This window comes from Leucobacter japonicus, assembly GCF_001273855.1.
Classification (GTDB): Bacteria; Actinomycetota; Actinomycetes; order Actinomycetales; family Microbacteriaceae; genus Leucobacter; species Leucobacter japonicus.
Genome location: NZ_JHBX01000142.1, coordinates 425,344 through 447,847, shown reverse-complemented (window position 1 = coordinate 447,847; position 22,504 = coordinate 425,344). Strand labels below are relative to the sequence as shown.

Annotated in this window: 21 protein-coding genes; 6 read left to right on the top strand and 15 right to left on the bottom strand. The window is 66.6% G+C overall.

Features of this window, described 5'->3' with window-relative positions:
- Window positions 1-5 precede the first annotated feature (5 nt).
- From rpsP to ffh, 3 genes are all read right to left on the bottom strand, one after another.
- Entirely contained in the window at window positions 6-434 is a 429-nt protein-coding gene (gene rpsP, locus AMS67_RS16220) for a 30S ribosomal protein S16 (RefSeq protein ID WP_053388360.1), read from the bottom strand.
- A gap of 138 nt (window positions 435-572) precedes the next feature.
- Window positions 573-1,742 carry a hypothetical protein gene (locus AMS67_RS16215; RefSeq protein ID WP_053388254.1) on the bottom strand — a complete coding sequence of 390 codons (1,170 nt, stop codon included), beginning with the start codon at window positions 1,740-1,742 and terminating at the stop codon, window positions 573-575.
- 9 nt (window positions 1,743-1,751) lie between these two features.
- Window positions 1,752-3,314: a signal recognition particle protein gene (gene ffh / locus AMS67_RS16210; RefSeq protein WP_053388253.1), complete on the bottom strand. Its 1,563-nt coding sequence runs from the start codon at window positions 3,312-3,314 to the stop codon at window positions 1,752-1,754.
- Between the two features lie 79 nt (window positions 3,315-3,393).
- Here ffh and AMS67_RS16205 point away from each other — a divergent pair, with 79 nt between their 5' ends.
- Complete coding sequence (locus AMS67_RS16205) at window positions 3,394-3,939, top strand: hypothetical protein (protein ID WP_053388252.1); 546 nt, start codon at window positions 3,394-3,396, stop codon at window positions 3,937-3,939.
- 3 nt (window positions 3,940-3,942) lie between these two features.
- Here AMS67_RS16205 and ftsY read toward each other — a convergent pair whose 3' ends face one another.
- The 4 genes from ftsY to AMS67_RS16185 all read right to left on the bottom strand — a co-directional run bounded on the left by ftsY (window position 3,943) and on the right by AMS67_RS16185 (window position 10,103).
- Complete coding sequence (gene ftsY, locus AMS67_RS16200; RefSeq protein ID WP_053353212.1) at window positions 3,943-4,818, bottom strand: signal recognition particle-docking protein FtsY; 876 nt, start codon at window positions 4,816-4,818, stop codon at window positions 3,943-3,945.
- Window positions 4,819-4,855: 37 nt separating this feature from the next.
- Window positions 4,856-5,743, bottom strand: a complete 888-nt coding sequence (locus AMS67_RS16195) for a hypothetical protein (protein WP_053388251.1) — start codon at window positions 5,741-5,743, stop codon at window positions 4,856-4,858.
- A gap of 123 nt (window positions 5,744-5,866) precedes the next feature.
- Complete coding sequence (locus tag AMS67_RS16190) at window positions 5,867-9,604, bottom strand: AAA family ATPase (RefSeq protein WP_053388250.1); 3,738 nt, start codon at window positions 9,602-9,604, stop codon at window positions 5,867-5,869.
- A gap of 103 nt (window positions 9,605-9,707) precedes the next feature.
- Window positions 9,708-10,103 carry a DUF4260 family protein gene (locus tag AMS67_RS16185; protein ID WP_239684023.1) on the bottom strand — a complete coding sequence of 132 codons (396 nt, stop codon included), beginning with the start codon at window positions 10,101-10,103 and terminating at the stop codon, window positions 9,708-9,710.
- 141 nt (window positions 10,104-10,244) lie between these two features.
- Between AMS67_RS16185 and AMS67_RS17695 the strand changes: the two genes are divergently transcribed.
- The 5 genes from AMS67_RS17695 to AMS67_RS16160 all read left to right on the top strand — a co-directional run bounded on the left by AMS67_RS17695 (window position 10,245) and on the right by AMS67_RS16160 (window position 17,596).
- Window positions 10,245-10,763 (top strand): DUF1648 domain-containing protein, encoded by a 519-nt coding sequence (locus tag AMS67_RS17695; protein ID WP_053388249.1) that lies wholly within the window; start codon window positions 10,245-10,247, stop codon window positions 10,761-10,763.
- 29 nt (window positions 10,764-10,792) lie between these two features.
- Window positions 10,793-11,314: a DUF1648 domain-containing protein gene (locus AMS67_RS16175; RefSeq protein WP_053388248.1), complete on the top strand. Its 522-nt coding sequence runs from the start codon at window positions 10,793-10,795 to the stop codon at window positions 11,312-11,314.
- A gap of 10 nt (window positions 11,315-11,324) precedes the next feature.
- A complete protein-coding gene (locus AMS67_RS18130) occupies window positions 11,325-12,236 on the top strand; it encodes a GNAT family N-acetyltransferase (RefSeq protein WP_075201458.1) in 912 nt (303 codons plus the stop codon).
- Window positions 12,237-12,535: 299 nt separating this feature from the next.
- The gene (locus tag AMS67_RS16165) at window positions 12,536-12,991 is read left to right on the top strand and encodes a MarR family winged helix-turn-helix transcriptional regulator (protein ID WP_053388247.1); all 456 of its coding nucleotides are present in this window, start codon (window positions 12,536-12,538) and stop codon (window positions 12,989-12,991) included.
- 267 nt (window positions 12,992-13,258) lie between these two features.
- Window positions 13,259-17,596, top strand: coding sequence for a DUF8696 domain-containing protein (locus AMS67_RS16160; RefSeq protein WP_053388246.1), 4,338 nt, complete (start codon window positions 13,259-13,261; stop codon window positions 17,594-17,596).
- Window positions 17,597-17,654: 58 nt separating this feature from the next.
- Here AMS67_RS16160 and AMS67_RS16155 read toward each other — a convergent pair whose 3' ends face one another.
- The 8 genes from AMS67_RS16155 to coaD form a co-directional block, all read right to left on the bottom strand.
- Window positions 17,655-18,230, bottom strand: a complete 576-nt coding sequence (locus AMS67_RS16155; protein WP_053388245.1) for a hypothetical protein — start codon at window positions 18,228-18,230, stop codon at window positions 17,655-17,657.
- A gap of 9 nt (window positions 18,231-18,239) precedes the next feature.
- A complete protein-coding gene (locus tag AMS67_RS16150; RefSeq protein WP_053388244.1) occupies window positions 18,240-18,698 on the bottom strand; it encodes a hypothetical protein in 459 nt (152 codons plus the stop codon).
- 281 nt (window positions 18,699-18,979) lie between these two features.
- Window positions 18,980-19,483: a hypothetical protein gene (locus AMS67_RS16145; protein WP_053388243.1), complete on the bottom strand. Its 504-nt coding sequence runs from the start codon at window positions 19,481-19,483 to the stop codon at window positions 18,980-18,982.
- 4 nt (window positions 19,484-19,487) lie between these two features.
- Window positions 19,488-20,444, bottom strand: a complete 957-nt coding sequence (mutM, locus tag AMS67_RS16140) for a bifunctional DNA-formamidopyrimidine glycosylase/DNA-(apurinic or apyrimidinic site) lyase (protein ID WP_053388242.1) — start codon at window positions 20,442-20,444, stop codon at window positions 19,488-19,490.
- Window positions 20,437-21,177 (bottom strand): ribonuclease III, encoded by a 741-nt coding sequence (gene rnc / locus AMS67_RS16135; protein ID WP_082305570.1) that lies wholly within the window; start codon window positions 21,175-21,177, stop codon window positions 20,437-20,439. The genes mutM and rnc overlap by 8 nt, the downstream gene beginning before the upstream one ends.
- 1 nt (window position 21,178) lies before the next feature.
- Window positions 21,179-21,382 (bottom strand): 50S ribosomal protein L32, encoded by a 204-nt coding sequence (rpmF, locus tag AMS67_RS16130; RefSeq protein WP_053353224.1) that lies wholly within the window; start codon window positions 21,380-21,382, stop codon window positions 21,179-21,181.
- Window positions 21,383-21,395: 13 nt separating this feature from the next.
- Window positions 21,396-21,980: a YceD family protein gene (locus tag AMS67_RS16125; protein ID WP_075201457.1), complete on the bottom strand. Its 585-nt coding sequence runs from the start codon at window positions 21,978-21,980 to the stop codon at window positions 21,396-21,398.
- A gap of 30 nt (window positions 21,981-22,010) precedes the next feature.
- Window positions 22,011-22,502 (bottom strand): pantetheine-phosphate adenylyltransferase, encoded by a 492-nt coding sequence (gene coaD / locus AMS67_RS16120; protein ID WP_053388240.1) that lies wholly within the window; start codon window positions 22,500-22,502, stop codon window positions 22,011-22,013.
- Between the last annotated feature and the right edge of the window lie 2 nt (window positions 22,503-22,504).

Sequence of the window (22,504 nt, the reverse complement as noted above, 5' to 3'; positions counted from 1 at the left end):
GAGAATTACGCCTCGGTCGACTCTGCAGCGGCCTCTTCGGCCGGAGCCTCGGTCGCCTCTTCAGCCGGAGCTGCAGCAGGCTTCTCAGCCTTGGGGCGCAGCACGGTCTTCTTCGAAGCGTCAGCCTCGAAGACGGCCTTGGCCTCGGGAGCGAGGATCTGCGACTCGGTGTTGCCCTCGCCCGTGAACTTGCCCCAGTCGCCCGAGAGCTTCAGGATGGCGGCGACCTGCTCGGTCGGCTGTGCGCCGACGCTCAGCCAGTACTGCGCACGATCGGAATCGACCTCGATGAACGAGGGGTGCTCGGTCGGGTGGTATTTGCCGATCTCCTCGATCACGCGACCGTCGCGCTTGGTGCGCGAGTCGGCGACGACGATGCGGTAGTACGGTGCGCGGATCTTGCCGAGGCGCTTCAGACGAATCTTGACAGCCATGAGTGACTCCTTGATGAAAGTGAACGACGCCGAACCTGCCGGCGGGGCGGTACGGAAGCGTGGGCGCGCGAGATGCGCGAACTCGTCAAGTTTGCCACACTCGCGGCGCATTTGCAATTTTCGTCACGACCTGGACTTTTAGTCGAGAATCGCTCCCAACACCCACGGAAACGCGAGCAGTGCGGCCACGACCACAGCGCCGATGGCGGTGTTCCACACCGCCGACCGCCGCCGGAGGCGCCGCCCCGCGATGTCGATGTCGAGCCGTGGCCGCGAGGCACGCGGGTCGCTGTAGGTCGCCACTTGGTGAGCGAGCTCCGCACCCCAGATCTCGGCAAATCGAAGCAGTGCAGTGGTTTCGGCTCGATCGAAGCGCCGCCGCACGCGAGTGGACGCGACGATAACGCGATCCTCGACAATCTCGACATCCCAGAACCGGCCGAGATCGATGAGGCACGCCATCACGTCGGGGGTGAGCAGTTCGAGCGCATCCCGCTCGTATCCGCTGGGGACGTGCAGCACGAAGTGCCGACCGAAATCGCCTTCGAGCTCAAGCTGTTGGCCGCCGCGCAGCACGGCCCGCACCCGGCCGTTGCGACGCGCGTCGATGAACAGGTGCGGCAACGGGCGTGCGGATTGGAAGCTCGCAAACCGGAATGTGCCGAGCGGGCCGCGTGGGTCATTCTTGCCGCCGGCAAACACGGCGAGGCCGAGCTGCAGATCGGCAGGGGCCGCGATCTGGGTGCGCGATCGGCGATGCCACATCGACGACTCCGAGGCGAGCCAGAATTCAGAGCGGTATCGTGCCCCAGCCGACCCCGGCGCGGACACGCGCCCTGCGAGACGACGCGGCAACGGTGGCGCGGGTGTCCCAGCAGCCTCGCCGAACAGCACCCCCTGCTCGGGCGGCGTGATGCCATAACGCGCGAATCTCAGCCCCCGACGTTCCGCAAACTCCGCGAACGCGAGCCCTCGCCGCGTATCTGCAGGCATGCGCAGGAGCAGCAGCGCTGCCAACCAGAGCATGATCGAGAGCCACATGCCAGCAACAGTGAACAGCCCGCGCAGAGCCTCCAACCATCCCGGAAGCACCAGAGGTACGGGCATCTCGAGCACCAGGCAGGTCCAGAGCAGCGTGCACGCAACAGCCGGAGCGATCAGCACTCCCCCGAGTGCCGCCTGCCGAAACGCTTGGGGAGCCTCTGCACGCACACGCGACCACGCCACGCGCCGCGGCCATTCCGCACGGAACATCGCAAGCCGTGCGTCGCCGCGCCCAGCGCCGCCACGGCCCGCTTCGTCAATCATGCGCAGGGACTAGCGCAGCCCCTTGCCGAGCATCTGCTGCAGCTTCGCGAGGTCTTGCTCACTCGGCTGCGCGCCGCTCGAGCCGAGCCCGAAGCCCGAGCCGCCCTGAGCCGCTGCCGGCTGTGCGGGGAGGCCGGCGGCCTCCTGGGCGCGCTTCGCCGGGTTGCCCGAACGCTGTTTCCCCTTGCCCTTGGACTGCTGCTGCTTCTTGCGACCGCCGCCACCCATGCCCGGCATCGGACCCATGCCCGGAATCTGTGGCACGCCACCCCGAGCAACGGTCTTCATCATCTTCGCGGCCTGGTCGAACCGCTGCACGAGCTGGTTCACATCGGTCACGGTCATGCCCGAGCCCTTCGCAATGCGCAGTCGGCGTGAGCCGTTGAGCAGCTTCGGGTTATCGCGCTCGGCCTTCGTCATCGACTGGATGATCGCCTCGGTGTGCACGATCTCGCGCTCATCGAAGTTGTCGAGCTGGGCCTGCATCTTGCCCATGCCGGGCAGCATGCCCATCATCTTCTTCAGCGAACCGGCCTTGCGCAGCTGCTGCATCTGACCGAGGAAGTCATCGAGCGTGAACGCGTCTTTCGCGATCTTCTCGGCGACCTTGCGCGCTTCGTCTTCGTCAAACGCCGACTGCGCCTGCTCGATCAGCGTGAGAATGTCACCGAGGTCGAGGATGCGGCTCGCCATACGGTCGGGGTGGAACGGCTCGAAATCGCCGAGCCCCTCACCGGTCGAGGCGAACAGGATCGGGCGACCGGTCACGCTGCGGATCGACAGCGCCGCACCACCGCGCGCATCGCCGTCGAGCTTGGTCAGCACGACACCGGTGAAATCAACGCCCTCCTGGAACGCTTGCGCCGTCGCGACGGCGTCTTGACCGATCATCGCGTCGATGACGAAGAGCACCTCGTCGGGCTGCGTCGCCTTGCGAATGTCGGAGGCCTGCTGCATCAGCTCGGCATCGACACCGAGACGACCAGCGGTATCGATGATGACGAAGTCGTGGTGCTTCGCCTTCGCTTCGGCGACGCCGCGCTTTGCGACCTGCACCGGATCACCGACGCCATTGCCCGGCTCGGGCGCGAAGATTTCGGCACCCGCCTGCTCGGCTACGACGCCGAGCTGGGTCACCGCGTTGGGGCGCTGCAGGTCGCAGGCGACGAGCAACGGCGTGTGCCCCTGATCACGCAGCCACTTGGCCAGCTTGCCGGCGAGCGTCGTCTTACCGGCACCCTGCAGACCCGCGAGCATGATGATGGTCGGCGGGTTCTTCGCGAACTCGAGTCGACGCTGCTCGCCGCCGAGAATCGTCACGAGCTCTTCGTTGACGATCTGCACAACCTGCTGTGCGGGGTTGAGCGCCTGGTTCACCTCATCGCCGAGCGCCCGCTCGCGCACCTTGCCGGTGAACTCCTTGACGACGTCGAGCGCTACGTCGGCTTCGAGCAGCGCGCGCCGGATTTCGCGGACCGTGCTGTCGACGTCGGAAGCCGACAGCTTGCCCTTCGAACGGAGGTTCTTGAGGGATTCGGTCAGTCGAGCCGAGAGGTTTCCGAAAGTAGCCATAGCCCCAGCATTCTATCGCGGGTCACGGGTGTGACGTTACGCTGAACGCATCACCCGTGTATCCACGAGGAGTCCCCCAATGCTGACCGAGTTTCTCCGAGATCAGGCCACCGCGATCGCGTGGCTTGCCCTGATGGCCGGCGGCTGGTTCGGCTGGTCGCAGGAAGATCCGCCCAAACGCCTGAGCGGGTGGTGGGGTGCGGGCTCGGTCATCGGCTTGCTCGTCTCCGTCGCATTCGGCCTGCTGGTGTGGCGCAATTGGTCGACGCCGAGTGCACTCGAGGGCAACTACTGGGTGTTCGGAGTCATCGTGCTCGCCGAGGCCGTGCTCATCGGCGGCGGTTGCATCGTCCTCGCTCGTCGCGGCGCGACGCGCTGGTACGGATGGTGGATCGGGCTCTGCGTCGCCCTGCACTTCGTGCCGTTGGCGTGGCTCTTCGCCGACCCCTCATACGGCATCCTGGCGCTCGTGCAGGTGATCGGCCTACTTGCCATGCGCCCGGCGCTCACGCGTTCGACCGCGACCACCAGCCGGTGGGCCTGCCCCTGGATCGCAGGCACATTCTTGCTCTTCGCGCTCGTCTCGGCGGCGCTGTTCGTCACGCGCTACGGGTATCCCTGGTAAGGATCACCCGACGAGTTGCTGGGCGAACACGTGCGGGGTGAACCCCGTCAGATCGCCGATACCCTCGCCCTGCCCCACGAGCTTCACGGGCAGGCCGGTCTTCTCCTGCACGGAGAGCACGAAGCCGCCCTTCGCGGAGCCGTCGAGCTTGGTGAGAACGAGACCCGTGACGCCGGCGTGCTCGATGAACGCTTCGGCTTGAGCCAGCCCGTTCTGCCCGGTCGTCGCGTCGAGCACGAGCAATACCTCTGACACCGGGGCTTGCTTCTCGATGACCCGGCGCACCTTCGTCAGCTCATCCATGAGACCGCCCTTGGTCTGCAGCCGGCCGGCGGTGTCGATAATGGCGATGTCGTACTGCTGCTCGACCGCCCGCTGCACCGTCTGGAACCCGACCGACGCCGGATCTTGCCCGGCCTGCTGAGGCTTCACGATGTCGACGCCGGCGCGATCCGCCCAGGTGGCGAGCTGCTCGACGGCGGCAGCGCGGAACGTATCAGCGGCACCGACGAGAATGCGCTTGTCGAACGCCGTGAGATAGTTGGCGAACTTGCCGATCGTGGTCGTCTTGCCGACCCCGTTCACGCCGACGACGAGAATCACTGCGGGGCGCTCCGACAGGTTGAGGGTGGGGTCGTACTTCGCGAGACGCTCTTCGATCACGTCTCGCAGCATGCGACGCATCTCGGCCACCTCGGTGACCCGGTGCCGCTCGATATCGGCGCGCAGTTCCCCGAGGATCGCGTCGGTGACGTCGGGGCCGAAATCTGCCGTGATGAGTGCCGTCTCGAGGTCGTCCCAGGTCTCCTCGGTGATGAGTTCGGGACCGCTGAAGATGTTGCGGAACGCTTTCGAGAAAGACCAGGATCGCTCTGCCATACGTCGAGTCTACCGGCGCGGTCGGCGCCGTGTTTGCTCACTCCACGGGCGACCAGGCGCGCACGTTTACGTGCGTATCGGGCTCGCAGCGACGCCATTCGACCGCAACCGTTTCGGGTACAGCGACCGACCCGAACCAGTACGTGGTATCCGGATCCCACCCCGCGATCACACTCGCGGTGTGCTCGTCGCACGCGATCACGGACCCAGCGCTGCGCAAGTATCCGGCCACGCTGAGATGCACGGCATCCCAGTCCGCCGCAACCGCACGCCAGTTCGGCATCACCCATGCCCCGCGGCGCCCGGTCGTCTCGCGCCAATCCCACTGCTTCTGCAGCGTGACGTCTATGGGGTACCGGCGGCAGAGTTCGGCCCAGTGCTCCGCGCGGTCGATCCGGAACACCCGAGCGCCATCTGCCACGCGCACTGCGCGTACTTCGGCGATTTCAGGGCCGTGCGAATCCTCTTTCAGGTGCAGTTGCACGGGCCCGAAGCGCGGGATCTCGCTCGTCGTGCGTACGAGCCCCCACGGCGGCTTCGACCACCAGTGATTGGAGTGACCATCGGGCAACTCGTGCAGTTCTGATTGAGCGCGCTGCTCCCAGTACCTGGTGTCGTTCTCCCAGTCGATCAGAGCCGCGAGCGCGCTCTCGGGGGGATCGAGTGGCGACGGCCCACCTTCCGGTTCGGGTTCGTGCGCGATCCACTCGGTCTCGACGTCGTGCGCCGCTCCCACCGGCCGCTCCCACCATTCCGCGTCAGCGGACGACACGATGGCGCGCGCGAATCGCAGGAGGCCGGGGCGGGCTTCCGGCATCGCCGCGAACACGTCGTGCCCGTCTGGCGGCTGCCAGTAGCGCGCGGAATCGACAGACTCGATCAACGCTTCGAGCAGGAGTTCTGAGGTCAGCGGGTTCAGGGGCACTCGCGCTAAGGCGTCAATTAGCCGAACGTTCGGCTCTACTGCGCCGGGTGCACACAACATGGCCGCCTCGAGGCACACGCGACGCCCCCGGGGGCCTTCAAGCAGCTCCTCGGGAGTCACGGATCAGTCCTCTTCGCGGCCGACCCGCTGGCCGACGACGGCGGAGATGCCGTCCTGACGCATCGAGACGCCGTAGAGTGCGTCGGCGATCTCCATCGTGCGCTTCTGGTGGGTGATGATGATGAGCTGCGAATTCTCGCGGAGCCGTTCGAAGACCTGCAATAGACGGCCGAGGTTCGCGTCGTCGAGCGCGGCCTCCACCTCGTCCACGATGTAGAACGGGCTCGGTCGGGCCTGGAAGATCGCCATCAGCCACGCGACGGCCGCGAGCGAGCGTTCGCCCCCCGAGAGCAGCGACATCCGCTCGACCTTTTTGCCGGCGGGTCGCACCGCAATGTCGATGCCGGTGTTCAGCAGGTCGTCGGGGTTGCTCAGCGCGATCTCGCCGGACCCTCCCGGGAACAGGATCGGGAACACCTCGGCGAAGGCCACCCGGGTGTCTTCGAACGCCGCAGCGAAGATGCCCTGCATCTTCTCATCGAGGTCGGCGATGATCGCCATGAGGTCGGTGCGCGTCTTCGCGAGGTCTTGCAGCTGTGCCGTGAGGAAGCTGTGACGTTGCTCGAGCGCCGCGAATTCTTCGAGTGCGAGCGGGTTGATGCGTCCGAGCTCGGCGAGGCGGCGCTCAGCCTTTGCGAGCCGCCGCTCCTGCTCGGCACGCACGAAGGGAACCGTGCGTATCGGTTGCGCGGCTTCGGATGCATCCGACTCGGTCTCCGCGGAGACTGCGTCGGGCACTTCGGCGGATCGCTCCCCCGCAACATCGAGTCCGAGTTCGGCGGCGAGCTGCGCCTCGAGATCATTCGCGTATGCAGGCGCTTCCGACGGGGCATCGGAACGAGCGGTCGCGGGTGCGGCCACGGGTTCCCCCGTATCGATCGGCACGGCGACTTCAGGGCCGTACTCCGCGATCAGCACGTCCTCGACCAGTCCCAGCTCATTGCCGGAGCGCTCGAGCAGCGCAGAAAGCTGCAGCTTGCGCTCATAACTCTTCAGTTCGGCGCCGTGCACACGCTCGGTGAGTGTTTGCAGCTTCTGTCGCACGGCGGATTCCTCCGAGCGCAGCAGGGTGAGTTCTTGGCTGTGGCGCGCACGCTCCTGCTCGGCCTGCTGCTGCGCGATGCGCGCCTCGGCCAGCGAACGATCGCAGGCGTCGAGGATCGCGGGAAGCAGTGCGGCGACGCGCTCTGCCTGCGCCACCTGCCGCGCGCGCAGCACCGCTCGTCGGGCGGCTTCGTCGGCAGCGCGTCGCTCAGCCTCGAACTGCTCGGCGAGCGTTGCGCGCTGCGCTGCCGCGGCGCGCGCCCGTTCGCGCGCGGTTTCCAGTGCGAGACGAGCTTCGAGCTCCGCTGCGCGGGCGCGCTCGACGTCAGCCCAGACGCCCTCGCGCTGACTGGCGTCGAGCATGGGCCTGGGTTTCGATGATGCCTCATCATGGGCGTGGACTGCCCGCTCTGCTTCCGCCGTTGCGCCGGTCGCGGACTCGGCCACCGACGCGAGCGCCTGGCGGGCACGCTCGGCCTCGGCCACCGCCGACTCGGCGCGCGCCGAGAGACGATTGCGCTCTTGGGAGACCGCGGCGAGGCGAGCATCAGCGGCTCTGAGTTCAGAGAACGCCTCCTGCGCGTCGGTCTTCGCGCGGTTCGAGGCCGCACGCAGTTCAGCAAGCTCGACTTCGCGCTCCGCGACGGACTCGGCGACCGCGGCGCGCTGCTGCTCGGCCTGTTCGAGTTCTGCCGTGAGTTCGATGCGTGAGGGAGCCTGCCCCGACCCGCCGCTCAGCGTGTGCGCTGTGACGACATCGCCGGCTGAGGTCACCACGGTGAACCCGTCTGACGGCCAGTGAGCGTTTAGAGCTTCGGCCGTCGTGATCGCACCGTCGAGGTCGGCAGCGATGTAGCTGCGCTCCAGGAGTCCGCGCACCCCCGCGGGGGCGTCGATGAGCGCGTCGATTGCGCGCGTCGCACCAGGAACAGTTGGCGCGTCGTGGGTGCTCGATTCAGCCCCATCGGATTCGCGGCCCGCGGCGCCTGCGATCACGGCCCGCAACCGGCCAAGGTCCTGCGTTCGAGCCGACGCTACGGCGCGCCCCGCAGCCGCTGCCGTATCGGCGACGAGGGCATCCGCAAACGAGCCGAGCGCTGCAGCGATCGCGGCTTCCGACCCTTCCGCAACACGCACGTGGTCGGCCACCCGACCCAAAATGCCCTCGGGGGCATCGCTCAAGAGCGCTCCCGACGCGTCGCGACGATCAAGCGACCGGGTCAGCGCGCTCACACGCGCCTCCAACCCCGCGAGTTCCTGTTCCAGTTGGTGGAGGTGATCCCGCACCGCGTCGCGCTGCTGCTCTGCAGCGGCCTGTCGTTCCTGCGCAGCCCGATACGCCGCGTCGCGATCTTCACTCGACTGTGCATCGCCCGAATCGTCGGCGAGATCCTCGCGCTCCTCGAACCCGGTGAGCGCGAGCCGTGCTTCCTCAGCGCGGGACTCTGCGCCGGCGACCGCCGCCTCGCGCCGTTCGACCTCCTGTGCGACGGTCGCGCGCTTCTGCTCTGCGGCTTCAGCGCGCCCGCGCAACTGCGAGAGCTGCAGATCGTGCTTCGACACGAGTTCGCTCTGCGCGGCGATGTGCTCGTCGATGGCGTCGAGCGATTGCTGCGCCGTGCGCGTCGCCGACTGCGCCCGCTGCCATGCAGCTTCCGTCTCCGGAACCAAGCTCTCGAGCCGGGCGGCCTCCTCGCCGGCCTCCTCAACCGAGGCACGCGAGAGTCGTGTCGACTGCTCGGGCGCCTCCGCCTGCGTCGCCAGGAAGGTCAGTCGCTGCTGCGTCTGAGCGTAGAGCCCGCGCAATTTCGATTGCACCGATTCGAGGCCGATCGTCACGCGTCGAGCCGCATCGAGCTCGTCGCTCTGCTGCTCGTGCTCGAGACGTTGAATGCGCAGCTGCTTCTGCTCGACCTGCTCTTGCAGCACGATGCGTTCGGAGTGCTGCTCCGACTCATCGCGCGCAAGCGCATCGAGCTCGGCGCGCAGGCGGTGCACATCGTCGGCGAGCAGACGCGCCTTCGCGTCGCGCACCTCGGCGGCGATGCCCTGCGCCGCACGCGCCACTTCAGCCTGCCGGCCGAGCGGCTTCAACTGGCGACGAATCTCACCGGCCAGATCGTTCAGACGCGTGAGGTTCGTCTCCATGGCCTCGAGCTTGCGCAGCGTGCGCTCTTTGCGCCGCCGGTGCTTCAGAATGCCCGCGGCTTCTTCGATAAACCCCCGGCGATCCTCTGCCGTCGCGCGCAATACGGCATCGAGCTGTCCCTGGCCGACGATGACATGCATCTCACGCCCGAGACCCGAATCGCTCAGCAGCTCCTGCACGTCGAGCAACCGGCACGACTCGCCATTGATCGCGTACTCGCTCGAGCCGTTACGGAACAGCGTGCGGCTGATCGTGACTTCGGTATATTCGATCGGCAGTGCGCCATCAGCATTGTCGATGGTGAGCTTCACCTCGGCTCGCCCCAGTGGGCCGCGCGTCGAGGTGCCGGCGAAGATGACGTCTTCCATCTTTCCGCCGCGCAGCGTCTTCGCGCCCTGCTCGCCCATCACCCAGGCGAGCGCATCGACGACGTTCGACTTGCCCGATCCGTTCGGACCGACGATCGCGGTAACCCCGGGCTCGAACTGGAATGTGGTCGGCTGTGCAAAGGACTTGAAGCCCTTGAGCGTGAGGCTCTTGAGATGCACGCCGGTCCTTCCTCGTATCGTGAGCGCAGCACCCCCGCGCGGGCACTGAGTTCACCTTAAGGCAACCTGTGATCGGCCCGGCAGTGGCGCGCGGCGAGAGGCGTCAGATGGTGACACCCACCGGGATGATCGTGCCGTCTGCGTCACGGAAGCCGAAACCGAACGCGCGATCCGCAGCGATGTGCACGAACCAGGCTGCGCCCGCGAGCGCCACGTACACGAACCCACCGTTCACCCCGCCAGTGATGAAGAAAACGATGAGCCCAATGACGAGCAGCACGACCGGGGTGATCATCGTGTGCAGCGTGTTGTAGAGCCGCACCCGGCTCGGCTTCAGCCTGCCGCGTTCAGAGAATGCGCCGAGCAGCGACACGTCGGGGCCGAGCCCGAAGACCAGTGCCACGATGACTGCGAGCGGGCCCAGGGCGATGCAGACGAGCACGATGACGGCAAACCAGACGGCGGCGCTCATGCCCCAGCTCAGACGCATGAAGTTCATAGGGCGATTCTACGGCCACCGCAACAGTCCAATCTGCCGAGTCACGGTGGCGACGCGAGCTGCGGCGAGCGCTGCGGCGAGCGCGATGCGGCATCGACACAGGCACTGCCGCGAGTGCGGTGCGAGGAGTACCGTGGCCGTGTGCACCCTGACGATCTGCCTCCCGAGCCGCCGCCCGGCACGCTGATCGCGCGGCCAGAGCGCCGGTACGCGACGGGCCGAGGCACGGTCTGGGTGCGACGCGGTGCGCTGATCCTTACTGCCCTCACTGTGGTGGGCAGTCTCCTCGCGTATCCAGCGCTGCCCGATGCCATCCCGACGCACTTCGACAATGCTGGCCGTGCAGACGGATACGGCCCGAAGCCAACGCTGCTCGTCGTGCTCGCGGCGCTTGCCCTCATGGTGGTGCTGCTCGCGATCGCATCGCACGTGCCCCGACTGTTCACCTATCCCGTTCCCCTCACCGAGGAGAACGCCCAGCGCCTCTACCGCGCGGGCGAGCAGATGATCGGGTGGAAGACGGGCATCGTCGCGGTGATGCTGCTCGGTCTCGCGCTCGCCGTGCTGATTCGGTTGCCGATACTCGTCTTTGCGATTGCCGGGCTCGTGAGCCTCGTCGTCTCGCTCATTGTGGGGATCGTGCGCATGGTGCGGGTGTAGCGGTAGGGCCACCCAGCTAGTGTGAACGCATGAATTTCGCCCACGACCCGAATTCCCTGGCATCCGAGGACGCAGCTGACCCCGCGGCATTTCGCGTCGGCCAGGCAACGGGGTGGGTGCGGCGTCTCGCTTACCTCTCTGCCGTCATCGCGGTGGGCAACGTCGCCACGCATCTGCACCGTCTCCCCCAGGAGATGCCGACGCATTTCGGCATCACCGGCGAACCAGACGGTTGGGGACCACCTGGGGCAGCTATCGCGGGTATCGTACTCATCTCGACGCTCGCCGCAGTGTTTGCCTGGCTTTCGACTCGCCGCGTGCCACTGAACCTGCCGTTCCCCATCCACGAAGGCAACGAAGCGCGAATACGCCGCACTGCGGGGCAAATGCTCGCGCAGATCGCCCTCGCGGCCGGCCTGCTCGCGGTCAGCATGTCGTACGCAGCGCTCCAACTGTGGAATACGAGCGCACTCACCCTCGGCGCTGTAGCGCTCATGGGCGGGTCAGTCACCGTCGGCATGATTCGGCTGTTCGCTCAGGGATCCCGCTAACCTGAACCCCGTGAGCACGAACGACCAGACTGCAGCCCCGACACCGCTGCGGGTGCGTGACGCCGTCGAACACGATCTCGCGGCCATCACCGAGATCTACAACGATGCGGTACTCCACTCCACGGCGATCTGGAACGAGACCCCGGTCGACATCGAGAACCGACGTGCCTGGATGCGCGATCGCGCGCACTCCGGCTTTCCGATTCTCATCGCCGAACGCAGCGACGGCGAGGCGATCGCCTACGCGTCTTTCGGCGATTGGCGCCCGTTCTCGGGGTATCGGCTGACGGTCGAGCACTCCATCTATGTGCACACTGATGTGCGTCGCTCGGGAGTCGGCGCACTCCTCATGGGCGAGCTCATCGCCCGGGCGCGGCTGCTCGGCAAGCACGCGATGATCGCCGGCATCGATGCAACGAATGCCGCCTCCATCCGCCTGCACGAGAAATTCGGATTCACGCGCGTCGGCACCTTCCCCGAGGTCGGCGCGAAGTTCGGCTCCTGGCTCGATCTCACGTGCATGGAGCTGCGACTCGATCACGCGGCCTCCCCCGCACCCATGGCAGTAAACGGCACGAGCACGGCAGACGACACCGACGACGCCGGGCGCACCCCCACCATTGCCGAGGTACGCGCCGAGATCGACGATCTCGATCGCCGAATCGTCGATCTGATCGCGGAGCGTCAGCGCTGGGTCGTTCGCGCAGGATCGCTGAAGTCAGACGAATCCGCGGTTCGCGCGCCCGCCCGCGTCGAGCAGGTCATCGAGAAAGTACGGGAACTCGCGCGCACCGCGAACGCCTCACCCGACGTCGTCGAAGGCGCCTATCGTGCCCTCATCGCCGGGTTCATCGACCTCGAGCTGCACACCCACCGCATCATGTCGCAGGACGGTCAGAATCCCCTGACTGCGCAGCCGTAGCCTCATTCGGCGGGCAACGCAGGTAGGTCGGCTTGCCCGGGCCTCCGCGATCGACGCGGTGAGCACTCATCGAGGCGCCACAGATCGGGCACTTCGGGTCCGCGGGGGCGATGTACGCCGGCTCGTTCGGGTCGCCGAGCTGCGCGGTCCCCTCGAACTGATAGAAGAATCGCCGCCAGGCCGCCCAGAAACCGGGCTGACCATCCCACGGCGTCGCATGCCAGAGTCGTCGTTTTCGTTCGCGCACAAACGAAATGCTATCACGTTCGTTCACGCACGAACGAGTTAGAATCGTCGACATGGCACAGCTTCCCGGCGATCCGCTCGAACTCGACCGTCAGGTGTGCTTCGCACTCGCCGTCGCGAACCGCAGCGTCATCGGGGTATATCGCCCCATCCTTGAGCCACTGGGCCTCACACACCCGCAGTACCTCGTCATGCTGGCACTCTGGGGCGGCGAGCCACTGCGATTCGGAGAGATCGCCGAACTGCTCCACTTCGACCGCGCCTCACTCTCGCCCATCATCAAGCGACTGGAACAGGCCGGGCTCATCGAACGCACACCGGTTGCGGAAGACGAGCGCACGTTTACCCTCGCCCCGACCAAGGCGGGCACGGCGCTTCGCGAACGCGCACTCGCGGTGCCTCCCGCAGTCGTCGATCGACTCGGCCTGCCCGTCGAGCAGCTCGTCGCGCTCCGCGATCAACTGACGGGCATCATCGCCGCGGTCGAGCGCTCCGCGACTCGCGACTGAGCTCCCGCACGCACGCACCACCACTCCGGGCCGGCCCGCCTCACATCGTGCACCCCGCGAACCGCACGAACCCCAGGAACTGCGCCAGCCCTGCGAACCGCAGCGTTACTGAATCGTTTCAGAATGTCATCACACTAAGGATAGGCTTACCTCGGCAACCTCCGATGATTGCGTTCTGCGCAATCTCAGGTGCTCTTCTGTGTTGATCACTCCACGCGCCGACTCGCGAACAGCTCTCGATTCGGCGCGCCGAAAGGATGCAATCCCTTGTCCCGAAGAATCCTGAAGCCGGCGCTCGCTGCAGCGCTGGTTGCAGTCGTCACGCTGAGCGGCGTCTCGACCGCACAGGCGGTGACCGGGCGCGTGAACTTCGCGCACGGCGCCCAAGTCACCGCCAGCTCGACCCACCCCTGGAACAACGGCGCGCTCGCGGGCGCGAACCTCGTCGACGGCTCCGTGCAGACCCGTTGGGCCGCAGCCGACGATGCCACGTTCCCCATCACCATCGATCTCGACCTCGGCGAAACGAAGACCTTCGACGAGGTCTACCTCGACGAATACACGGATTCGGGCACCGACCCGCGCGTCGATCACTTCCAGCTGCAGCAGTGGGACACCGATTCGAGCAGTTGGAGCACCTTCGGTTCGTACAGCGGCGGTATCGGGCACAGCAAGACGATCGCACTCGATGAGCACGTCAGCACCGACAAAGTGCGTCTGTCGATCACCGACATGCTCCCCGGCGAGATCTACACGCCAACGCTAAGCGAGATCCAGCTCTACTCTAGCGAGGACCCCGGCTCAGGAACGGGCGGCGAACCCGCCAACGATCCGTTCTACGCCGGATTCGATAGCACGCCGACCGCACAGCCCGACTCGATCGGTGCGAACGCGCAGGCTCTCCTCATCGATACGCCCTCCGAAAACGGCAACAACACGCTGCGTGCTGTCACCTCCGACGCCGGCATCGTGCTGCAGCAGGTCACCGAAGAGACCGGTCAGGTCACGCAGAGCCTGGACCTGTCGCAGTACCTGGACACCGTAACCTCCGCTTCCGCCGCCGTCGACTGGGATCAGGCCGCACCGCGCCCGCTCAACGTCTATGTCATTGGCGAACGCGATGGTGAGCGTCAGCTCCTCACCGTCACCACTCCCGGTGCGGGCACACTCGGTACGGCGTCGACCTCGACGTTTACCGTGACCGACGCCGCGAAGTTCACGTCACTCACGGGCGTGGCGCTCGCCGACTTGCAGCTGCTGAATCCGTTCAGCACCGGCATGCTCGCGGTGTACCGCGACGGCGACGCCTACGCCGGAAAGCGCCTCACGTACGCGCTGTCCCCTCAGGCAGGTCGCGAGCCCTTTGCCCTGCCGTTCGACGGCGCCGCGCGATCCTTCGCTTCAGATTCCTACGGCAACGTCTTCTCGAGCAAGCCCGGTCAGGTCGACTCCGTGTCACTGTACAACCTGACATCGCCGGCCACCGCGAAGGTCGACGGACTCGCATCGGTGCAGCAGTGGCTGCTCGACAACAATGGCTTCATCGCCGTCAGCGATGACGAGGGTCATGTTGCGCTCGTGAATGCGAACACGTCTTCAGGTGTGCAGTCCACGCGCTCGGTGCTCGACATCGGTGACGATGCCGCGTCCCTGGCCTACGTCAGCTACCTGAACGAACTGCAGGTCACGACGGCTCGCGGCGATGCGATTCTGCGCTACTCGACCGACACTGGTGCCGCCCGCACCTCGCTCGACGTCGCCGGCACTGTGATTGCCGGATCGCTCCGCTCGCACATCGGCTGGCGCCCCGCCACGACGATGCTCGTCGCACTCGATTCGGGCGCATACTCGTACCGCACGGAGTACATCACCGCTCCGAAGCCCTACTCCACGCTGACGCTGAATGCAGCCACCCGGGGTGCCGGCATCGATTTCGCCTACGGGGCCGCCGGAACCGACATCGCCCTGAACCGCGTCTGGTTCGAGTACAGCCTCGACGACGGTACGTCGTGGGCGAAGCGCGGCGAATCGTGGAACTCCGCGATCTCCGACATCGGCTCGGTCACGACGCTCCCCGGCGCACAGCCTGGGCCGCTGAATGATGAGGCGCCGTACCTGCGTCAAGAGACCGGCGAAGATGTGTGGGCGACCTCGACCACCAGCTCGTTCTCGTCGCAGTTGCAGGTACCGACCGAGCAGCTCGATGCGCTCTGGCGCTACCGGGTCGAAAGCGCCTACGGCTCGCGCGCCAGCAACACCACGCGCATCGTCTTCGCTGACGAGCAGGAGGTCGATACGAGCCTGCGCGTCACGGCTCAGCCGGAGTCCGCCCGCGTCAGCGTGGGCGAGCAGACGTCACTGAAGTCTGAAGCAACTGCGGCCGACACCCCTGCCGTGCAGTGGCAGCGCTCCACCGACGGCCAGACGTGGGCCGACATCGACCAGGCGACTGCGAGCACCTACACGTTCACCGCTGCGGCGAGTGATGCGGGTGCGCAGTTCCGCGCCGTGTTCAGCTCGGGCGGTTCCGAGGTCGCGAGCGACCCCGCGACCGTGAGCGTGATGGCCCCGGCCGGCATCGCGCTCGGCGCAGCACCCGCGGGTGCGGTGACCGCGAGCGAGGCACAGTTCACGCTCGACCTCTCGCAGTACGCGCACGACTGGATGCGCGACACCGCGTCGCCGAACGTCACGCTCGGCGCTACCGGCTTCGACTTCGCGAACGGCACCGGATGGAGCAACGCCGCGACCGGCGAGGCCCAGTTGACCTGGCAGGGCACCGCCATCTACCGCCCCTATGGCGGATACCTGGGGCTCTACATGGCGATCGCCGATCCGTACCTCGCGGTGGGAGCCGACGGTCGCGCCACGCTCACTGCCGAGGTCGCCTGGAACGATGGCGGCGGCCACTGGAGCGGGCCCGTCGACAGCAGCTACCGTCGGGTCGTCGTCGCGACCTTCTCGGCGAGTGAGCTCGCCGCGGCGAATGATGGGTCACTCACCTTCTCGGGTACCCCCGAGTGGGAAGGCCGCAGCTACACGCAGGGCGCCGGGCTCACCTACCCGAACAGCTTCCCGCTGTCGTTCGTGAGCTACTTCGACGTGTCGAACCAGCCGTGGTTCTACGCGAGCGGCAGCGACCGCGACCCGGAGAAGGCCCCGCTCCCGGTCACCGCGACAGCAGCAGTGTCGACCGATGCGGCTGCGACGGACGGTACGCGCATCGATCATGCCGACCCACTCGGCGACGGCAAGAACCCGTTCACCCCGGCATCGCCGACCGTCGTCGAACAGCCGAGCTCGGTCACGATCGCCGTCGACGGCACGGCGACACTCACCGCGAGTGCCGCGGGCTCCCCCGCGCCGACCGTGCAGTGGCAGCAGCTCGTCGACGAGGTCTGGAACGATATCGCCGGTGCCACAGAGCCGACGTTCGTCACCCCGAAGCTCGCTGAGGGCACGTACTCGTATCGCGCAGTGTTCACGGGTGGAGGCGAATCGGTCACGACCGATACCGCCGTCGTCACCGTGACGTCTGAGCCGATCGACACCGATCCCGACGGCGGCCCCGCGCTCGTCGTCACGCCGGGCGCCGATCTCGCGAACGAGACCACGGTCTCGGTGTCGGGTTCCGGCTACGAGAAGCACACCAACACCTCGGGTGCGTATCTGCTGTTCGGATATTCGACCAAGGCGCCCTCGCAGGGTGGCAAGCTCGGCACCGATTACGACTACATTCCGGACATGGCGAACCAGCGCTTCATCGCCTGGCCAGACTCGGCGACGGCAGGGTCGGCGCAAGCCGTCTTCGCCGATGGCGGCTTCACGGCCGACGGTCTCACCGTGCAGTCGAAGTTCATCGGCGCCTCGGGCGCAGTGGTCGATTGCCTCGCGAGCGGGATCACCTGCGGTGTCTTCACCATCGGCGCACACGGTGGCCGCGACTCGGCACTCGAAGCATTCACACCGGTGACCTTCGCCGGTGCGGGCACGGACCCGGGAACCGACCCCGGCACGGATCCCGGAACCGACCCCGGAACCGAACCGGGTACTGATCCCGGTACGGAGCCCGGCACCGATCCCGGAACCGACCCGGGCACCGACCCCGGAACCGACCCGGGAACCGACCCGGGTACTGACCCGGGCGTTGATCCCGATCCGATCTCGGTCACGCCGTCGGAAGACGACTTGACTGCTGAGCTCGAGGGGCGCATTGTCGCCCCGCCGACCGCAATCGCGGGCTCGACGATCGAGGTCGCCATGCGCGACGAGTACGCGGGGCAGAACATCGCCGCGTTCCTGTTCTCGTCGCCGACGGATCTCGGCACGCACACGGTGAGCGCGAACAACACTTTCTCCGTGACGCTTCCCGAAGATGTCACCGGTCAGCACCGCCTCGCCGCGTACGACGCGTCCGGCGCCATCATCGGATGGGTGCCGATCGCGATCGCCTCGGCCGACGAGCTCGCTACCACGTCGCAGCTCCCGGTCACCGGAGGGTCTTCCGCGCTGCCGGTGGGCGTGCTGGGCGGTGCCGCACTGCTCATCGTGCTCGGTGCGGGCCTCCTGCTCGCGCGCCGAGTGCGCGTGCGCTCGCGCGCGTAGTCGCGAAATCAGCGGGGGTCGTGCGGCAACGCACGGCCCCCGCTGTCGTTTCAGCGGGCTACAGGCTGAGCATGGCCACGGTGACCACCGTCACCAACAGCACAACGGCGATCCCGGCGCCGCAACCGATACCCATCAGTGCGCCGTAGCCCATCCGCGACGTTCGAGCGCCCGATGCGCGTGCGGCGGCAATGAACTCGGGCCCTCCTTGGGTCACCCACGACCCGGCGGCCGACACTTGCGTCAGGCCTCGACTCAGGTCGACGCCCGCCGCGAATCGGTCGTGGTCGAGCACGGTCGCGACCGTGCCTGCGATGCCGTAGCGCAGCACCCGGTTGACCACGGTCGGATCGGCGAGCAGCGGATAGCTCTGCCCCCGCACGACGAGGGTGATGCGCTGTGCTGCAGATTTCACCGTCACCTCGGTCGCCGCCACACTGAACACCTGAGCCCACCCCGTGGCAGTAATGACCCACAGCGTGATCCACCCGTTGCTGATCTCTGCGCGCGCTGGATAGTAGGCACCGGTCGAGTTTTCTCCGTAGGCGCCCGTGAACACGGCATACGGATATTGAAACTGCTGCGGTTGCGGATACTGCGGCTGCGGAACCTGCGACGAATACGGCTGCGTCATCGTGCCAGTCTAGGCGCTGCGCTGCGAACTGGGCATCCGCACGTGGCGCTCGAGACGCCGCCCAGTCGCACGATAGCCACTGCGCAGCACACCGCGCGTGACCGATGTGGTGTTCACCAGCCCAGAGGCTTCGAGCCATCGCTGGGCCGGTGCAGGAACCTCGGCCACAAATCGTTCGACCGAATTGTGGCGATATAACGCCCCGACCGAGCAGCGAACTCTACTGGGAGCCGAATCGACTGCGATACGAGCCGAAGCGCCATCGTGAACGATCAATAGGCGGCGCAGATCGCTCAGGGGTACCTGGACGATGCTCACACCATCATCGATGGCGAGTGACCGTTTGCCCAGCGTCAAGGTCATCATTCGCGCCTGCAGCGACAGGCGCATGTACCCGATAACGGTCGCGACGAGTGCTGCAACCGCGAACGCCGTCACCACGCTCGCCGCACTGCTCTGGGCGGCCATCCACGCAAGTCCACCAGACGCGACGCCTACGGTTACAGAGACCCAGAGGAGGGGTGCCGACCACGCGTCTCGCGGGTTGGACGCCCGAACACTCAGCACGAAGGTCTCGGCCTCAGCACGCCAATCCGCGCACACCGTGGCGCGAGGCGCGGCTTTCCGACCCACACGGACCACCTCAATTCGCGAGCTCAACGGACCTGAACACGCTAGCACCGCGGCGGGTGGACGCCGCGGAGAATTTGCGCGTGACGCGCCCGCCAGCATACGAGGGCGAGAGCTGGCTATGAGACATACACGAGTTGCTCGAGAAGACCCGCACTGTGGGTATCGAGTTGGGCAAGCACGTTGAGCAGCGTCGTCAGATCAGGTGCCACCACCGTGGAGACCTCAAACTCGGGCTCTGCCCCGTGCACGATGGCACCATCCGCGCGCTCCGCCAGATACGCGTAATCGCCGCAGACGCTGAGCAGAATCGGGGTGTGCTCGCGCCAATAGGCGGTCACCTCAGCCACTGCTGCGGCAGTGTTCGCGGCATTTAGGCTCAACGTCTCGCAGGCATTCCACGCAAACCCGTCGGCGTCCTCAACCGCGTAGTCGATTCGGCTCAGAAACCAGACCGCATCGTCGAAGCTCGACAACTCACTGAAAGAGTCGACCCACGTCAGCAGCGCAGGAGACGCGTGCTCGAGCGCACCGGGCACCCCAGACTCCGCCGGCACCGAGGGGCGGTATCGCCAACCAGCTCTTCCAAGATTCGCGATCGCACGTGTCGCTTCATCTGCCATGCCTTCAGGATACGGTGCGCCGCTTCTGGCACTTCGGGCAGAAGTGCGACCCACGCCCGCCGAAGGTGATGCGCTTGATGGGGGTGCCGCACCGGGGGCAGGGCTGCCCGGTGCGACCGTAGGCATTCAGCGAGTGGGCGAAATACCCCGCCTGCCCGTTCACGTTGACGTACTGCGCGTCAAAGCTCGTGCCGCCCTCGACGAGCGCCTGTGCGAACACCGCACGCAACAGTGCGAGCAACTCCACTGCCTTGCGCGGGCCGACTGCGCTGCCGGGTGTCTCTGGGTGAAGCCGTGCTCGCCAGAGCGCCTCATCTGCGTAGATGTTGCCCACACCGCTGATCAGCGTCTGATCGAGCAGCAGCTTCTTGACCCCGGAAGTACGCGAGCGCAGCGCGGCGACGAAACGGGCATCGTCGAAAGCCGGATCGAGCGGGTCGCGCGCGATGTGCGCGGCCTGCGTCGGAATCACGCCGGGCCCGTCGCTCGCCGGGTGCAGCGCATCGAGCGCCAGCGATCCGAACAGTCGCTGGTCGGCGAAGTCCACCCGCAGCTCACCGTGGTCGGGGTGCGCGATCCACAGCCGAATGCGCACGTGTCGGTCATCGACTGCGTCGTGCGCGCGCAGCAACACCTGGCCGCTCATGCCGAGGTGCGCGAGCAGCGCCAGCGGCTCCCCCGCGGCTGACCTGCCGCTCGTCGGCACCCACAGGAACTTGCCTCGACGCTCGGGCGCCCTCAGTGTGAGCCCGGTCACGCGCCGTTCGAAGTCGGCCGAACGTGCCGCGCCAGCTTCAGCCGTCAATGTCACTCCGTGGCCGCCGAGACCATCGTCGCCAGCGGTCGGCAGATGGCGCTTCAACGCGCGCGGGTCCATCACCTGAGCCGAGACGACACGGGCGCCGGTGACGGCGGGCGCCAGCCCGGCGCGCACCACTTCGACTTCGGGGAGTTCAGGCACGCCGGCGCTTCGCGGGCGTGCGCAGTCGATTCACGGCGTCGCGAGCCGCGGCAAGTTCGGCAGCTTTCTTGCTGGTCCCTGCCCCCTCGCCGACGATGCCGTCGAGAACCACCCTCGACGTGTACCGCCGGTCGTGGTCTGGGCCGGTGCCGCGCGTCTCGAACGGCGGGTGCGGCAGCCCGCGGCGCGAGGCCTCCTGCTGCAGTGAGGTTTTCGGGTCGAGCGCCTCGAGCGACTCGAGAAACCGATCGGTGTCTTCGAGCAGTGGCTCGATCAGATCGAGCACGAAGCGAGTCGCAGTCGCCGGGTCGGTGGAGAGGTATACCGCTCCGATCACCGCCTCAACCGCGTCGGCGAGCAGCGAGTCCTTGTCGCGCCCACCGGTGAGCTCTTCACCTTTGCCGAGACGCAACAGTTCTCCGATGCCGTGCTGACGGGCGACTTCGGCGAGTGCAACGGTCGACACGAGTGCGGCGCGGCGTTTCGCGAGCTCGCCCTCACTGAAATCGGGGAAGGTCTCGTAGAGCTTCACGGTGACGGCCTGCCCCAGCACCGAGTCGCCGAGAAACTCGAGTCGCTCGTTGTGTGGTGCGCTGCCGTGCTCGTACGCCCATGAGCGATGCGTCAGAGCAAGTTGAATCAGTTCGGGATCGGCCCGAACGCCGAATGCAAGGAGAAAGCCGCCGGGGTCCCCTTCCGGGGAGCCCGACGGCTCTACAACGCTCTGGGTCAACTCAGGCGTCAGCGACCTTGCGGCCCTTGTACTCGAGGAAGAGGGCGTTGCCCTGCGAATCCTCGACCACGCGGGCGCGGTGCGGGAGGCTGTACACGGTGCGGCCGTTTTCAACGGTCTTCACCAGAGTGGGGGCCTCGGCCTTCCACGCCGAACGGCGGTGGCGGGTGTTCGATCGCGACGTCTTCCGCTTGGGAACAGCCATGATGCTCTCTTTCCTACTTGCTTTCGGACTCGGGAGTCTCACCCGAGCCGTGGTCTTCTTCAGCCTCGACTGCGTTGGTCTTCGCGCCTTCCGGAGCAAAACCCGCCAGCGCCTCCCACCGCGGATCTACATCCGTGGTGTTTGCCACCGCAGCCTCGGTGTCGCGCAGCTCACCGGACTCGGGATCGAGTCCCGGACAGTCCGGACGACACACAGGCTGGAACGGCAGTGCAAGCACTACCGCGTCTCGGAGCGGGGGTTCAAGATCCACGTGATCACCGTGAACCCCATACTCTTCGGCCTCCGTAGGAGTATACGCGAAAAGTTCCTGGAACTCGACTTGAAACGGCGTGGTGAAATCTTTCAAGCATCGACCGCACTCGGCCTGCATGGTCGTCGCGATCTCGGCCGAGGCCAGAATGCCCTCGTGCACCGATTCGAGACGCACATCGAGATCGAGTTCGACACCCGCAGGAATCTCAGCGAGCCCCTCGCCGAACTTCTCGGGAACCGTCAGCGTGCGCGAACGTTCGCGCATCTCCCCCGGACGGTTGATGATGTCGCGGATATTCTCCTCGTAGACACGGCTCTTACTCACCGAAGCAGTCTACCGCGTGCGCGCCCGGGCCTACGCCGGGTGACGCTTCTCGAGGAAGCGGGCGACGGCGTCGGGAACGTACGGGCTGACATCGCCGCCCATCTCGGAGACCTGTCGCACCAGCGTGCTCGAGACGTGGGCGTGCGCCGGGTCGGGCAGCATGAACACGGTCTCGACGTCGGCGAGACTGCGATTCATGATGGCCATGGGGGTTTCGTACGACACATCGATCTGCGACCGGATGCCTTTCACGAGCACCGAGGCATCGACCTCGGTGCAGTAATCGACGAGCAGCCCGACCGACCATGACGCGACGGTGATGTTGGTGGGTGCGCCGGCGTCGGCGAGCGACTTCTGAATGAGCGACATGCGCTCGGTGATCGGCAGCATCGCCGTCTTATTCGGATTATGCACCACCAGCACGTGCAGCTCATCGAAGATGCGCGCTGCGCGCAGAATGACATCGAGGTGCCCCATCGTGACCGGGTCGAAGGAGCCGGGAACCACAGCGATTTTCGTCATGG

Bases quoted from the DNA above. Each gene is read 5' to 3' on its own strand.
- rpsP (WP_053388360.1), bottom strand. From the start codon at position 434: ATGGCTGTCAAGATTCGTCTGAAGCGCCTCGGCAAGATCCGCGCACCG.
- AMS67_RS16215 (WP_053388254.1), bottom strand. From the start codon at position 1,742: ATGATTGACGAAGCGGGCCGTGGCGGCGCTGGGCGCGGCGACGCACGG.
- ffh (WP_053388253.1), bottom strand. From the start codon at position 3,314: ATGGCTACTTTCGGAAACCTCTCGGCTCGACTGACCGAATCCCTCAAG.
- AMS67_RS16205 (WP_053388252.1), top strand. From the start codon at position 3,394: ATGCTGACCGAGTTTCTCCGAGATCAGGCCACCGCGATCGCGTGGCTT.
- ftsY (WP_053353212.1), bottom strand. From the start codon at position 4,818: ATGGCAGAGCGATCCTGGTCTTTCTCGAAAGCGTTCCGCAACATCTTC.
- AMS67_RS16185 (WP_239684023.1), bottom strand. From the start codon at position 10,103: ATGAACTTCATGCGTCTGAGCTGGGGCATGAGCGCCGCCGTCTGGTTT.
- AMS67_RS16175 (WP_053388248.1), top strand. From the start codon at position 10,793: ATGAATTTCGCCCACGACCCGAATTCCCTGGCATCCGAGGACGCAGCT.
- AMS67_RS16165 (WP_053388247.1), top strand. From the start codon at position 12,536: ATGGCACAGCTTCCCGGCGATCCGCTCGAACTCGACCGTCAGGTGTGC.
- AMS67_RS16155 (WP_053388245.1), bottom strand. From the start codon at position 18,230: ATGACGCAGCCGTATTCGTCGCAGGTTCCGCAGCCGCAGTATCCGCAA.
- AMS67_RS16150 (WP_053388244.1), bottom strand. From the start codon at position 18,698: ATGGCCGCCCAGAGCAGTGCGGCGAGCGTGGTGACGGCGTTCGCGGTT.
- AMS67_RS16145 (WP_053388243.1), bottom strand. From the start codon at position 19,483: ATGGCAGATGAAGCGACACGTGCGATCGCGAATCTTGGAAGAGCTGGT.
- rpmF (WP_053353224.1), bottom strand. From the start codon at position 21,382: ATGGCTGTTCCCAAGCGGAAGACGTCGCGATCGAACACCCGCCACCGC.
- coaD (WP_053388240.1), bottom strand. From the start codon at position 22,502: ATGACGAAAATCGCTGTGGTTCCCGGCTCCTTCGACCCGGTCACGATG.